The 14,473-nt window shown below is 58.5% G+C and carries 9 protein-coding genes; all 9 read left to right on the top strand.

From position 1 onward, the window contains the following. Complete coding sequence (tssK, locus tag J5M57_RS14875; protein WP_007962327.1) at positions 1-1,332, top strand: type VI secretion system baseplate subunit TssK; 1,332 nt, start codon at positions 1-3, stop codon at positions 1,330-1,332. A 5-nt stretch (positions 1,333-1,337) separates the two neighbouring features. Beyond that, positions 1,338-2,213 carry a type IVB secretion system protein IcmH/DotU gene (gene icmH / locus J5M57_RS14870; RefSeq protein WP_207848615.1) on the top strand — a complete coding sequence of 292 codons (876 nt, stop codon included), beginning with the start codon at positions 1,338-1,340 and terminating at the stop codon, positions 2,211-2,213. A gap of 12 nt (positions 2,214-2,225) precedes the next feature. After that, positions 2,226-5,765, top strand: a complete 3,540-nt coding sequence (gene tssM, locus J5M57_RS14865; protein WP_169842923.1) for a type VI secretion system membrane subunit TssM — start codon at positions 2,226-2,228, stop codon at positions 5,763-5,765. Next, positions 5,765-6,493, top strand: a complete 729-nt coding sequence (locus J5M57_RS14860) for a PP2C family serine/threonine-protein phosphatase (protein ID WP_027610389.1) — start codon at positions 5,765-5,767, stop codon at positions 6,491-6,493. Before tssM ends, J5M57_RS14860 begins: the two co-directional genes overlap by 1 nt. Further along, positions 6,490-7,491 (top strand): serine/threonine-protein kinase, encoded by a 1,002-nt coding sequence (locus J5M57_RS14855; protein WP_169842924.1) that lies wholly within the window; start codon positions 6,490-6,492, stop codon positions 7,489-7,491. Before J5M57_RS14860 ends, J5M57_RS14855 begins: the two co-directional genes overlap by 4 nt. Before the next feature lie 28 nt (positions 7,492-7,519). Next, positions 7,520-9,562, top strand: a complete 2,043-nt coding sequence (locus J5M57_RS14850; RefSeq protein ID WP_207848614.1) for a type VI secretion system tip protein VgrG — start codon at positions 7,520-7,522, stop codon at positions 9,560-9,562. 51 nt (positions 9,563-9,613) lie between these two features. Beyond that, a complete protein-coding gene (locus tag J5M57_RS14845; protein WP_207848613.1) occupies positions 9,614-12,319 on the top strand; it encodes a hypothetical protein in 2,706 nt (901 codons plus the stop codon). A 13-nt stretch (positions 12,320-12,332) separates the two neighbouring features. Then, a complete protein-coding gene (locus J5M57_RS14840; RefSeq protein WP_169842927.1) occupies positions 12,333-12,869 on the top strand; it encodes a hypothetical protein in 537 nt (178 codons plus the stop codon). A gap of 114 nt (positions 12,870-12,983) precedes the next feature. Beyond that, positions 12,984-14,339 carry a lysozyme inhibitor LprI family protein gene (locus tag J5M57_RS14835; RefSeq protein WP_207848612.1) on the top strand — a complete coding sequence of 452 codons (1,356 nt, stop codon included), beginning with the start codon at positions 12,984-12,986 and terminating at the stop codon, positions 14,337-14,339. The last annotated feature ends 134 nt before the right edge of the window (positions 14,340-14,473 follow it).

Here is a 14,473-nt window from a genome sequence, read left to right as displayed (position 1 = left end):
ATGAATACCCATAAAGTCATTTGGCAGGAAGGCATGCTGCTGCGGCCGCAGCACTTTCAGCACAACGATCGCTATTACGATCACCAGATGAAAACCCGCACCCAATTGCTGGGTGGCTACACCTGGGGTTTCCTCAATCTGGAGATCGACCTGCAGTTCCTCAACATGGGCAAACTGGTGATCAGTGCCGCGTCGGGGATCCTGCCGGACGGCAGCCTGTTCGAACTCGGCGGCAACACCGAACCGCTGGCGCTGGATGTGCCGCCGAACACCGGCAACACCCCGATCTACCTGGCGCTGCCGTTGGTTACCGGTAACCACATCGAAGCGCGCCGTCCGGAGCAATCCGACGTGCTGGCGCGTTACACCGCGTATGACGCCGAAGTGGCCGACTCCAACGCCGGCGACGACTCCGCCAGCCAGGTCAGCTGTGGCCGCCCGGACTTCAAACTGCTGCTCGGCGAGCAGCAGAGCGATCAGGCCTACGTGAAGCTGAAGATCTGCGACGTGCTCGACACCACGCCCGACGGCGTGATCAGCCTCGATCCGGACTTCGTGCCGACCTACATTCAGGCCCACGCGTCCAGCTATCTGCTGTCGTGCCTGAAAGAAGTCATCAGCATGCTCAACCATCGGGGCGACACGATTGCCGAGCGGATTCGCTCCAACGGCAAGGTTGGCGGCGCGGAAGTCGGTGACTTCATGATGCTGCAACTGATCAACCGCACCGAACTGCTGCTGCGCCATTACCTGGGTCTGGAGCAGGTGCATCCGGAAGAGTTGTACCGCACGCTGCTGACCATGCTCGGCGATCTGGCGACCTTCTCCAGCGACAGCAAGCGTCCGCGTCTGGACAGCCGTTATTCCCACGCCGATCAGGGCGCGAGCTTCCGCAAACTGATGGAAGCGATTCGTCAGGTGCTGTCGATGGTGCTGGAACAGCACGCCATCGAGCTGATCCTGCAAGCGCGCCAGTACGGCATCATCGTTTCGCCGTTGCACGACCACAAACTGCTGGGCTCGGCTTCGTTCGTGCTGGCGGCGAGTGCCAACTGCGACTCCGAAGAACTGCGCCACCGCTTGCCGGCGCACCTCAAGGTCGGCCCGGTGGAGCGCATCCGCCAACTGGTCAACCTGCACTTGCCGGGGATCAAGGTCAAACCGTTGCCGGTGGCCCCGCGGCAGATCGCGTTCCACTCGAACAAAACCTACTTCATCCTCGAACTCAGTTCCGAAGACCTGGCGCAACTCGAGCGCTCCGGCGGCTTCGCGTTCCACGTGTCCGGCGAATTTGCCGAGCTTGAACTGAAATTCTGGGCCATCAGGAACTGACCGACATGATCAAGGAAACGGATTACAACCAGGACGACAAAACCGTCCTGCTCGATCGTCAGGGCCACGGACCGGCAGCGAGTCCGCTGACCGACTTCGCCGCGCCACCGCGCTTCGAGCAACTGGAAGAACGGATGATCTACGCCGCGCGCCTGCGCCCGGCGGAGGCCTTCAACATCAGCCTCAATTCGCTGGTGGCGGCGTCGTCCGAACTGCTCTCGGAAGTGGTGCGCCTCAAGCACAGCGAAACCCGCGAAGACCTCTACGCGCTCAACGAGCGTCTGACCGTCGGGCTCAAGCTGTTTGAAGTGCGCGCCCTGCACAACGGCGCCGAAAGCAGCCAGGTGATGGCCGCCCGTTACGTGCTCTGCACCGTGGTCGACGAAGCGGTCGTGACCACGCCGTGGGGCAACGAAAGCGAGTGGTCGCAGATGAGCCTGCTCAGCAGCTTCCACAACGAGACCTTTGGTGGCGAGAAGTTCTTCCAGCTGCTCGATCGCCTGTCGAAGAACCCGGTCAAACACCTGCCGATGCTCGAGCTGATGTACCTGTGCCTGTCCCTCGGTTTCGAGGGCAAGTACCGCGTGCAGGCGCGTGGCATGCTCGAACTTGAAGGCATCCGCGACGCCCTGTACCGGCAGATCCGTCAGTTGCGTGGCGACGTGCCGCGCGAGTTGTCGCCGCACTGGGAAGGCCTCAACGATCAGCGCCGCAACCTGGTGCGCATCGTGCCGGCGTGGATGGTGGTGCTGTTCACGTTGGTCTGCCTGGTGGTGATGTATTCGGGCTTCGCCTGGGTCCTGGGCGAGCAGCGCGACACCGTTCTGCAACCTTATCAGCCGCTTGATCCGGCCGCGGTTCAACCGCAGTCGCAGCCGTAACAGGGACGTGTGATGAAAAAGTTTTTCAAGAAAGTCGGCGCCTTCCTGCGCCAGACCTGGGTCTGGACCCTGCTGCTGGTGCTGTTCGTGGCGCTGCTGGTGTGGTTCGTCGGCCCGTTGTTGGCAGTGGATGACTACAAGTTCTGGGAGAGCGCGACCTCGCGTCTGCTGACCATCAGCGTGCTGTTCCTGATCTGGGGCCTGACCATGGTCTTCGTCAGCTGGCGCGCGGGTATCCGCAAGAAAGCCGTCGAAGAAACCGAAGACGGCCAGGATCGCATTCGTCGTGACGAGCTGATCGAAGAAGAGCAGAAAGAGTTGAAGGCGCGCTTCAAGGACGCGCTGAAAACCCTGAAGACTTCGAGCCTGTATCGCGGCCGCAGCGAACGCTGGCGCAACGACTTGCCGTGGTACCTGCTGATCGGTCCGCAGGCTTCCGGCAAGACCAGCCTGCTGGACTTCTCCGGGCTGGAATTCCCGATCAACAAGATCGACCGCAAGCTGACCCGCGACACCCTCGGCACCCGTCATTGCGACTGGTACTTCGCCGACCACGGTGTGCTGATCGACACCGCCGGGCGCTACACCACCCAGCCGGACGCGGAAGTCGACGGCAGTGCCTGGACTACCTTGCTCGAGTTGCTGCGCAAGCGCCGTCGCGGGCGTCCGTTGAACGGTGTGCTGGTGACCATTCCGGTGGAATCCCTGATCGGTGGCAGCGAGCAGGACATCGATACCCTGGCGCGCCAGGTGCGTGGTCGTCTGCAAGACGTCTATCAGAAACTGCACGTCGATGTGCCGGTGTATCTGGTGCTGAGCAAGGCTGACAAGCTGCTCGGTTTCGACGAGTTCTTCGATCAACTGACCCGCGAAGAAAGCGATCAGGTGTTGGGCACCAGTTTCCGCAAGGATCAGATTGGCACCGACGTCGCTGTACTGCGCGGCGAGTTCGAAGAGCTGCTGCGGCGCCTGAACAATCAGGTGATCATGCGCATGCACTCCGAGCGCGATACCCAGCGCCGTGGCCGCATCCTCGACTTCCCGCATCAACTGGGGCAGATCGGCGAGCGTTTGTGCCTGTTCGTGGATATGGCGTTCACCGGCAACCGTTACCAGCGCGCCTCGCTGCTGCGTGGTTTCTACCTGACCAGTGCCCCGCACCTGACTCAGGAAATGGACGCGACCACCGCCGGCATCGGCGCCAATCTGGGCATGAATGCCGGCGTGCTGCCGACCCTGCGCAGTGGCCGTTCACGTTTCATCCATCATCTGTTCAGCCGGGTGATTTTCCCGGAGTCGGATCTGGCCGGCCTCGACAAGCGCGAGCGCAGCCGCATTCATTGGGGCCAGCGTGCGCTGTACGTCGGCGCACTGGCGGCACTGGCGCTGTTCGGCATGCTCTGGGCCGGTGGGTTCTCGGCCAACTACGAACGTCTGGAAAACCTGCGCACACTGGCGCAGAACTGGACTCAGCAGCGTTCGGCGCTGACCCCGCGTGATGATGCGATGGGCGTGCTGAAAACCCTCGACACCAGCTACGCCGCAACTCAAGTGTTCCCGAAGAAGGGTGACGTCTCGTACCACGAGCGTGGCGGTCTGTATCAGGGCGAAGACGTCAATCCGGTGGTCAAGCAAGCCTACGAGCACGAGCTCGAAGCGCAGCTGCTGCCACGGGTCGCGACCACGCTCGAAGGGCAGATCCGCGCCAACATGAAGGACCGCGAAAAGCTGCTCAACAGCCTGCGTGCGTACCTGATGCTGAACATGAAAGACCGTCGTGACGCCGCGTGGCTCAAGGACTGGGTTGCCACTGACTGGTCGCAGCGCTACACCGGCAACACCGCGGTGCAGAACGGCCTGAACACCCACCTTGAGCGCCTGCTGAAGCAGCCGTTCATCTACCCGCTGAACGATCAGCTGGTGACACAGGCACGTCAGGTCCTGCGCGCCGAATCGCTGGCCACCGTGGTCTACCGCATGCTCCGCGAGCAAGCGCGCAACCTGCCGGAATACCGTTTCAGTCAACACCTCGGCCCGCAGGGCTCGCTGTTCATCGGCACCGAATACGTGATCCCGGGGTTCTACACCCAGCAGGGTTATCAGCAGTATTTCTCGGTGCAGGGTTCGGCGCTGGTCACCGACATTCTGCGTGATAACTGGGTGCTGGGCGAAGGCGCGGGCATCAGCGACATGGACTTGCGTCGCCTGATGGTCGAGCTGGAGCAACTGTACTTCCGCGACTACGCCAACTACTGGAGTGAAGCCGTTGGCCAGGTGGCCTTGCCGCCGATCAGCGACGCCGGTGAAGGCGCCGAGCAACTGGCGGGCCTGACTTCGGCCAACTCGCCGGTGCTGGCATTGCTCACTGAAGTACGCGAGAACACGCGCTTCCCGGCCGCTGCCGATCCGGTGGATGAAGCCGGTGATGCTGCTGATGCGCTCGCTGGGCAGAAAGGCAAACTGGGCAAGGTCGGCAAACTGGCCTCGGCTGTCGCCGACAAGGCTTCGGCGATGGCCGTGGCGAAAAGCCTGCCGGACACCGCGAAGAAGTCGCTGCAACGCCGCTTCGAGCCGCTGCATCGTTTGCTCGATGACAACAACGGCCCGGCCGCTGACCTGACCCCGGCCCTCAGCGCGCTCAACGACCTGCAACTGCAACTGTCCGGTCTGGCCCGCTCCAGTACACCGGAACAAGCCGCGTTCGAACTGGCGAAAACCCGCATGAGCGGCCAGCGTGATGCGCTGACCAATCTGCGTGCCGCCTCGGGTCGCCTGCCGCGTCCGCTGAGCGTGTGGTTCAACGTGCTGGCCGAGGACTCGTGGCGCCTGGTGCTCAACGATGCCTACCAATACCTGAACGGCCGTTATCAGAACGAGCTGTACAGCGTGTATGGCAAAACCATCAGCAAGCGTTATCCGTTCAGCGCCAGCAGCACCAGCGACGTGGCGATCAGCGACTTCCGCGAGTTCTTCCGGGCTCAAGGCACCGTCGACCGCTTCTTCGACAGCTACATGCGTCCGTTCGTCAGCGGTGATCCGGGCAACTACAGGATGCGCAGCGTCGACGGTCACAGCCTGCCGGTGTCGAAGATGTATCTCGACCAGATGGCGGCAGCCCTGACCATTCGCCAGAGCTTCTTCTCGATCAACCCGGCCGAGCCGACCGTGCAGTTCAAACTGGAACCGTACACCCTCGACCCGGCGGTGAGCCGTTCCGAGTTCAAGTTCGGCGACAAGACCATCGAATACCGTCACGGCCCGATTGTGCCGGTATCGTTCAAGTGGCCGACCGATGCTGAAGACGGTCGCACCAGCCTGGTGATGGACAAGATGGCCGGGCGTCCGATCGGTATCGAGAAGAACTCCGGCCCATGGTCGCTGTTCCGTCTGTTCGACCTGATGCAGACCGAGTACCTGAGCGGTCGCGACGTGCTGGTGCTGAAAGCCGACGTGGGTGGCCTGCGCGCCAACTACTTGCTGACCAGCCAGCGCACGCCGAATCCGTTCGACATGGGCGTGCTGCGCACCTTCCGTATGCCGGTGCAGCTCTGATGCTGGTGGCCAGTCCCTGGCGTAGCGCGGCGCGTACCGACCCGGGCAAGGTGCGGGCGCGCAACGAAGATGCCTTCCTCGACTCGCCGCAGCAGGGGCTGTGGGTGGTCGCGGACGGCATGGGCGGTCATCAGGGGGGCGACATTGCCAGCCAGTTGATCGTCGCCAGCCTGGCTGAACTGCCGCAACACGAGGACTTCGACGAACGCCTCAAAGCCATCCGCCAGTGCCTGCACTGGCTGAACCGGCGCCTGGGGCAAGAGTTGACGGTCACCGCCGGACGCCACGACAGCATCATGGGCAGCACCGTCGTGGCGCTGTTGGTGGAAGGCAATCGCGCGGCCTGCATCTGGGCCGGCGACAGCCGTTGCTACATGTGGCGCGGGCAGCGGCTGTATCAGCTGTCCAAGGACCATTCGCTGCAACAGCAACTGATCGACGAACAGCAAATGAGCGTTGAACAGGCGGCGGCGCACCCGGCAGCTCAGGCCTTGACCCGAGCCGTCGGCGCCGCTGAGCAGCTGACCCTGGATGTCCTCGAACTCGAGGTCTATCCGGGCGATGCGTTCTTGTTGTGCAGCGATGGTTTGTATCAGGGCCTGAGCAGCGATGCCCTTGGCAACGCGCTCAGCCTGAGTGCGCCGCACGTGGCGCTGGAACGTCTGTTCGACGGTGCCCTGCGGGGCGCCGCCCGGGACAACCTGACTGCCGTGGTGATCCGCCAATGACCAATATCGAATCGCCAATCGATGACGTGCTGATGAGCGAAGAGCAGGCCAACAACCTGACCTACTTCGCCTTCGCCAAGGCAAACAACGCCGAGCCGTTGCTGGCGCCAACCAAGGCCAGCATCGGTGCACTGCCGGACGTACTCGCCGGCCGCTACCACCTCGAGCGTCTGCTCGGGGCGGGCGGCATGGGTGCGGTCTATCGGGCGCGGGACCTGCTGCACGAGCAGTTCGGCGATCCCGACCCTTACATTGCGCTGAAAATCCTCAGCGAAGAATTTGCCGAGTCGCCGGACGCCAGTGCCTTGCTCTACAGCGAGTTCGCCCTGACCCGACGCCTGCGCCACGACAACGTCGTGCGTGCACACACTTTTGAAGTCGACACCGACTGCCAGCGGGCCTTCATCACCATGGAATACATGCGTGGTCTGACCCTGGACAAATTGCTCTGCGAGCGGCCCCTGGGCCTGCCGTGGAAAGAAACGCGCGACATCGCGCTGCCGCTGCTCGATACGCTGGCCTACGCCCACCGTCGCGGCGTGCTGCACGGTGACATGAAACCTAGCAACGTCATGCTCAGCGAAGACGGCCTGCGCCTTTTTGACTTCGGCTTGGGCCAAGCAGAAGAGGGCACCTTGCCCGGCCTGCCGCACCTGAGCCGCGAGCGTTTCAATGCCTGGACCCCGGGCTACGCCGCCCCCGAACTGCTTGAGGGCCAACCGTTGTCGGCCAGCGCGGACGTGTACGGCGTGGCCTGCGTGATCTATGAACTGGCGAGCGGCAAACACCCGTTCCGCCGCTTGCCCTCGACCCAGGCTCGCGACGAGCACCTGGAGCGCGAGCTGCAAGCCCCGGCGAACTTACCGAAACACGGCTGGCCAGCGCTGCGAACCGCGCTGAGCTTCAATGCGGCAGAACGCACCATCACTGCCGAACAATTGCGTGACGCCTTGGGCGCCACTTCGTCCTGGCTGCAACGGTTGCGACTTCGGGCGTAACGGACGACATTCGAACAGGGAGCACTTTATGTTCAACCCAGCTAACGAAACCCACTTCAGCCTCAAGGTCGAAGACTACGTGGGCGACCTGCAAGTGCTGTCGTTCACCGGCACTGAAGGCATCAGCCAGCCGTTTCGTTTCGACCTCGAACTGGTCAGCGAAAACCCCGATCTGGACCTGGAAAAACTCCTGCACAAGCAGGCGTTTCTCGCATTCGATCCGCAGGGCTCGGGCATTCACGGCCAGATCTACCGCGTCGCCCAGGGCGATGCCGGCAAGCGCCTGACCCGCTACAAGGTCTCGCTGGTGCCGCAACTGCAATACCTGCATCACCGCACCAACCAGCGCATCTACCAGCAGATGTCGGCGCCGAAAATCATCGCGCTGATCCTCGACGAACACGGGATCAAGGGCAACGCCTACAGCTTCCAGCTGAGCCAGCCGTGCCCGGATCGCGACTACTGCGTGCAGTACGACGAAACCGATCTGCACTTCGTCCAGCGCCTGTGCGAAGAGGAGGGTATTCACTACCACTTTCAGCACAGCGAAAAAGCCCATCTGTTGGTGTTCGGCGACGACCAGACCGTGTTCCCCGACCTCGGCCAGCCGACTGCCTACATACAGGGCAGCGGCATGGTCGCCGAAGAACCGGTGATCAAGGGCTTCAAACTGCGCCTGGAAACCCGCACCAGCCGCACCACGCGTCGCGATTACGACTTCGAAAAACCGCGCCTGCAAATGGAAGCGGCGTACAAGCCGGATGGCGAGAGCACTGAACCGGATCTCGAAGACTACGACTACCCGGGCCGCTTCATCGACCGCGCGCGCGGCAAGTTCCTCAGCCAGCGCGCCCTCGAACGCCACCGCGCCGACTACCGCCAGGCCGAAGGTCGCGGCGACCAGACCAAACTGGTCAGCGGCCACTTCATGGCCATGTCCGATCACCCGCGCAGCGAGTGGAACGACCTGTGGCTGCTCACCGAAATCTTCCACGAAGGCAAACAGCCGCAAGTCCTCGAAGAAGGCGTGACCAGCGACACCACCGACAACAAGGACGACTTCCACCAGGGCTACCGCAACACGTTCCTCGCCACCCCGTGGGACGTGTTCTACCGCCCGGCCCTCGAACACCCGAAACCACGCGTGCTCGGCAGCCAGACCGCCATGGTCACCGGCCCCAAAGGCGAAGAAATCCACTGCGACCAATACGGCCGCATCAAAGTCCAGTTCCACTGGGACCGCGAAGGCCTCGCCGACGACAAAACCAGCTGCTGGCTACGCGTCTCCAGCTCCTGGGCCGGCGACCGCTACGGCGCCATCTCCATCCCGCGCGTCGGCATGGAAGTCCTCGTCACCTTCCTCGAAGGCGACCCCGACCAACCCCTCGTCACCGGCTGCCTGTACCACAAGGAAAACCCGGTGCCGTACGCCCTGCCGGCCAACAAAACCCGCAGCGTCTTCAAAACCCTCAGCTCCCCGGGTGGCGGCGGCTACAACGAATTGCGCATCGAAGACAAAAAAGGCGCCGAGCAGATCTACATCCACGCCCAGCGCGACTGGGACGAAAACATCGAGCACGACCAGAAAATCCGCGTCGGCAACGAACGCCACGACACCGTGGTGAAGAACACCTACACCGAACTCAAGGCCGAAGAACACCGCACCACGATCTCCGACCGCAAGGTTGAAGCGAAGCTGGATGATCACCTGACGGTGGGGCAGAACCAGCATGTGAAGCTGGGGACTGCGCAGCTCACCAGTGTGGGGAAAGAGATACATCTCAAGGCTGGGGACAAGATTGTTATCGAGGCGGGGACGGAGCTGACCATTCTTGGGGGTGGGAGCTTTATCAAGCTGGATGGCGGTGGGGTTACGGTGGTTGGGCCGGTGATCAAGATCAATGCTGGCGGCTCGGCTGGTTCCGGCACGGGGATCGGGATTAAACCGCCGGTGCTGCCGGGGGCGGCGGATAAGGATAAGGCGGGGAGTTTGATGGATCAGGCGTTGGGGAATGCGCCTGAAGAACAGGTCAAACGCAAACCGAAACGAATGCTCAACTTTTCCGGGTAAGACATTGACGGCAATCCAAGCCACCAGGGATCAGAATTCAGGTAATTGGTAATGACAGAGACAACCAAGAAAGTAGAAAAATGGTCGTATCCATTAAAAGTTGGAGCGGCAGGGGCGACTGATCCGCAGCAGTTTTACAAGGCTTTAGCCAAGGCCAAAGATGGTTTCTACCCGTTGGGTGCTAATGGCCTTTGGCATGGTGGTGTTCATTTCGATGAAGCCTCGGGTCTAGTGCCGGACTTGGCAGAAGTTAAATGCATCGCTGACGGTGAAGTAGTCGCTTATCGCATTGATAGCACGTACCCGAAATCCGCCTACGGTACGGCTGAGGCTGAGTTTTCGACTGGTTTTGTATTGGTTAAGCATCGTTTGGAAGTGCCGGTACAACCCGCAACCCCAGCTCCTGCAGGATCGTCTGCTTCGCCGTCAGCACCTGGTCCAAGCCTGATTTTTTTCAGTCTTTATATGCATTTGTTGCAGTGGAAGAACTATGAGGAAACTGCAGCATTGTCGCGGCCGCCCTTTTGGGGAGGTGGTACGTTGCAAGTCAAAGCAACGGCCGACGACGAAATCCTCGGTTTGCGCGTTCGTCAGGAACCGCGTGGTAAGCCAGGGTACGCAACCGTGCTAACGGTTTTGAGCCGCGGTACGGTCGTCGAGACGGGGGAAGAGCAAAATGGTTGGCTCAAGGTGGTCAGCGTCACGCCGGCTAATACCGATCTCCAACCCGGAGCAGGCTGGGTTTTCAAGAGAGAAATGACGGCGGGCCCGACACCCAACACTTACGTCATTGGCGCCGCTGCAAAAGACCCGATGAACCCACCTCAGAAAGGTTTGGTCGTTCGCGCTTCTGCAAGCCGATCTGGCGCTGAAAAAGCCATTTTGCCCCACGGCACGCAAGTCAGAATCGGGAGCGACGGGACGCGTGGCAAGTACCAAAAACTTCTGGAGATCGTCAGCGGGAATGCTATTCCTCCGCTGGCATCTGCTGAGGTGCTCGGGTATGTCTGGGAGGGGAACCTTGAAGCTAAAAGTGAGCCAGCCGAGAAGGACTCGGTACATGTTTTGGCGACCCCATTCCCGATTACGGCTGGGAGTCTGATCGGTCACGTGGGCAAATATCAAAACCATTCGGATTCGGCGCCAAAGAATCTGCTGCACGTTGAGGTATTTAGCTGCGAAGACGTAAAGGCATTCACCGAACTGAGTAAAGAGAAAGCTGCGGGGATGCCCGCCGCTGGAAAAACGCTCGTAAAAATTCCAAAAGACAGCGTGTTGGTCACTCACACGCAAGGAATGAGCGCAACAAATCCTCCGAGAGTGACCGATCCCCACAAAAAGGTTGGCTATGACTTCTTTATCCCTGTCGGGGTATTGGAAGCGCTACCCGCGGAAAAAAAGATAAAGGTTCCTGTTGTCATGGGTGGAACCACTACCTATACGCTTTGGTGGCGTCTGGACGGGTTGCTGGGGGATGCCGAAGGGAATGAAATCAGCGGTTGGTTTGCAGAGCCGGATACTGCGTTGTCACGCCATTCACCATTTGAGTGGGAGGGTTTCAGCTTTATAGATGAGGCTGGAAGTAACGTGGATCATTTGGCCGCGTTTCTTCATGCACAGGAAGGTCTTAGTGAGGAAGAGCAAGCTAACTACCAGCCTAATATCGGCAACGCCGAAGAGGGATCTACAAAGCAAAATCTTTACAAAATTCTAGACAGAAACGGCGATAAAAAACTCACGCCTTCGGAAATAAAAGAGGCTTTGAGTAAACCTTGGTTCGCACAGCCGATTTCTCAGATGGTTACACGCTATGAAAATGAGTGGCAATTCAAACAAGAAAAATGGGATTCTCTGGATGAATTGATGGGCCATAGTGAATCAGAGCCACATGGTGAATGGATTGAAGAAAAGGCAAGAATTAAGAAATTGAGCTGGTGGGACAAGCTTGTCGGGCAGCATGGAATTACCAGTGATACTAATGTTCGGCATATTCACCCTATTGCGCTTATCGGGAATTTTACTGCGCCACGTGATCTTATTACCTTAGAGATGCTTCGGGCTGCTAATCCAGCAGGGGCGGAAGCACATCACTCGAATATTTTGCCGTATCTTAATAAGTATGCTGCGGCGTATAAGCTTGAGCAACCTAAAGCTATTGCACATTTTCTCTCCCAAGTTGGCCACGAAAGTCAATTCAGGATTATTGAAGAAGGCCTGAATTACAGTGCCCGACAAATGAAGAAAACCTATGGGTGCAGACGGCATAACAATGTGAATGGCTATAATGAGCAAACGGATAGTTGCGATTTTGGTGTGTTGAGAAGCAAGCTTTGGTCGGAAACAAGTCATTACGCGATGAACGCTGAAAATCTTGCCAGTTATGTTTACGCGGATCGAATGGGTAATGGCAATGAGGCTAGTCGAGACGGTTATCGATATCGTGGCCGTGGAATGCTACAGGTAACCGGAAAGTCCGAGTATCAACGGTTTACTAATGTGCATAATCAGCGAAATCCTTCAGATATTCAGGATTTCGTGGCCAATCCAGATCTCTTGATTTCCTCAACCGAATACGGTGTTGAGTCCGCCTTCGTCTTCTGGTTTACCAAAACTGGTCAGGGAGGCACAAAATTGTGCGAAGTTGCAAAGACGGGTAGCGTGGTCGATGTAACGCAAATGGTGAATGGCGGCCAAAACGGGTATACGGACAGGAACAACAGATACCAAGCCCTTGCTGCACTAATGAATATAAACTAAGAGGTCATTTACTATGCTCCGTTTTTTCATGTTTGCTTTCGTTTTTCTTATAGCAAACTCCAGCAATGCGCAAGATGTAGATTACCTTCAGGGACGAGTGATTCAGGGCCCGTTTAAAACTAATGTTGTAAAGGGAGGGGAGCTTTCCTTTTTGCAGACAGGGAGCGCGGAGTTTCCGGTTTCCTTGGTTTTGGATGTTGTTGATACCGATAATAAAAAAAATAGAAGTCTTGTCGATAAATACGATGTAGCTGGGTCAGATCCAAAAATTGAGTCGATTTTCTTCTATCCGGTAAAGGGTAAAAAAAATGTGCTTGTTTTGGTTTCTTGGGAAATTACGAGCAGAGGAATCGGGACGTACGGAACCCTTTATCAAGTTTATGGGTATGAAAAGAGTGCGGACAATAAACTGGTTGTGAATAAGCTTGTCAGGTTTGATAAGAACTTGAGTGGGATGGAAGGGTATCAGGAAGGTGAGGAGCAACATTTTCCTTATGTTAATGCAGGGTTGATAAAATCTTATATAAAGAAAATAAATGGTGCTAAATAGCGATGGCTGCCAATGCTTTGCGTTTAATAGGGCAGGCCACGCTTTATTATGCGTGAACGTGGTTTGGCCCCGGTTCGCCAAGCGCAAAACCTGAATGACTCAAGGATGAACACAGTGAACCGTTTCGTTTTTACCCTTCTGGCCGTTCTGCTGCCTGTTTCTGCGGTCTATGCGCAGGACGACTGCAGCCATGTCTCCTCAAGCCTGGAAATGGTGCCCTGCTCGGAGGCGGCGAAGAAGGCTGCCGATACGCAGTTGAATGTCAGCTACAAGCAGCTGATGACGCGACTTGAGTCTGACTATCGAGCAGATCCGGCATTGGGCGCGGAGTACGCCGCGAAGGTCAAAGAGTCGCAGCGTGCGTGGTTGAAGTTGCGCGATGCTAACTGCCCTTTGGAAGCATTCGAGATCGAGGCGGGGATGCCGGCGCATGTGTTCGCGGTCAACTCGTGTATCGCCAGAATGAGCCGCGAGCGCTCGGCGTATCTGGACAAGATCGTCCCTGCGCTTGCATCCGATAAGAGCGCTTCGACGGCTCCCACCAGCGACGCTTGCCCCTCGGAGGAGTTCGCCCCTTTCCTGACTGCGTTTTCCGCCAACAGCGAATCACAACGCCGGCTCACTGCGATGACGGTCAAGTCGCTGGTGTTGAAACCGGTAGCGGGAAAGGAGCGAAGTACTTTTGAGCCTTCGACCTCGGGTGTCAGTGGAGCTACTTTCACCTATCCGCTGATGGCTGCAATCACACCCGGCAAGACACCAGGGGTCGAGATCGAAGAGGTCGACGACAGTCACGTCAATGTGGTGGATAAACGGGCGGGCAACAGCAATATCAAGATCTTCAACTTCTCTCGTCAGGCGTGCTGGGTGCTTGAGGGGATTGAGGATTGGTCGATCAGTGAGAAGGATCTTGTCGCAACAGAGAACCCGGGAATGAGCCGCGCCGAGAACTTCTGTTATCAGCGTGCCGAAGCGTTGGGTGGGCTGGGGTTTCTTGAACAATACCCGCTGACGGTGGAGTTGATTGAAGCGTCGCTGGAAAATTTCGTGTGTGCTGCAGAGTCGGGTGACGCGCAGGCGAGCCTGTCGGCGGCACGCTTGAGTCTTTCGCAGATGGCCTCTCAGCTGGAAACCAGCAAGGTTGAGGCGCTGTTCAAAGCGGCCTCGAAAATACCAAGTGGCGCGCTGGGCTATGCCACGTTTCTTTGTTCAGGAAACTCCACCGACTATAACGGCCCTTGCCTCCATCCCAAGCAGGCAGAAGAGCAGGTCATTCGGGCGATCACCATGGGTTCCACAGACGCGATGAATTATCTGGCTTCTACCTTTGAGGGTGGTGAGTTGGGAACGAAGGATATGTCTCGGGCGTTAGCCTGTTATCAGATGGCGGCTGACAAAGGTGATGAGTCGAGCATCAACAGTTTGAAGCGATTGGGGTCGCAGCCGATCAAGGCCAGTCACTGCATTTGAAGTTCGGGGTGATGTTTGATGCGCTTCCGCAAATGTTAAGTCTGAGTCCGTCACGCTTAAACGTTTAATACTTGAGCATCTGACGACAGCGATTTTCCTTTAAGCTCCCCACCCCCCCCCCAAGGAATGCGCTC

The sequence above is a fragment of the Pseudomonas sp. 86_A genome (genome assembly GCF_017491705.1).
GTDB classification, from domain to species: Bacteria; Pseudomonadota; Gammaproteobacteria; order Pseudomonadales; family Pseudomonadaceae; genus Aquipseudomonas; species Aquipseudomonas koreensis.
The sequence above is the reverse complement of the archived record's forward strand: the minus strand, read 5'-3'. Positions and strand labels throughout refer to the sequence as shown.

What these genes read in the sequence shown, in the direction of transcription:
- tssK (WP_007962327.1), top strand. Translation starts at nt 1, where the DNA reads ATGAATACCCATAAAGTCATTTGGCAGGAAGGCATGCTGCTGCGGCCG.
- icmH (WP_207848615.1), top strand. Translation starts at nt 1,338, where the DNA reads ATGATCAAGGAAACGGATTACAACCAGGACGACAAAACCGTCCTGCTC.
- tssM (WP_169842923.1), top strand. Translation starts at nt 2,226, where the DNA reads ATGAAAAAGTTTTTCAAGAAAGTCGGCGCCTTCCTGCGCCAGACCTGG.
- J5M57_RS14860 (WP_027610389.1), top strand. Translation starts at nt 5,765, where the DNA reads ATGCTGGTGGCCAGTCCCTGGCGTAGCGCGGCGCGTACCGACCCGGGC.
- J5M57_RS14855 (WP_169842924.1), top strand. Translation starts at nt 6,490, where the DNA reads ATGACCAATATCGAATCGCCAATCGATGACGTGCTGATGAGCGAAGAG.
- J5M57_RS14850 (WP_207848614.1), top strand. Translation starts at nt 7,520, where the DNA reads ATGTTCAACCCAGCTAACGAAACCCACTTCAGCCTCAAGGTCGAAGAC.
- J5M57_RS14845 (WP_207848613.1), top strand. Translation starts at nt 9,614, where the DNA reads ATGACAGAGACAACCAAGAAAGTAGAAAAATGGTCGTATCCATTAAAA.
- J5M57_RS14840 (WP_169842927.1), top strand. Translation starts at nt 12,333, where the DNA reads ATGCTCCGTTTTTTCATGTTTGCTTTCGTTTTTCTTATAGCAAACTCC.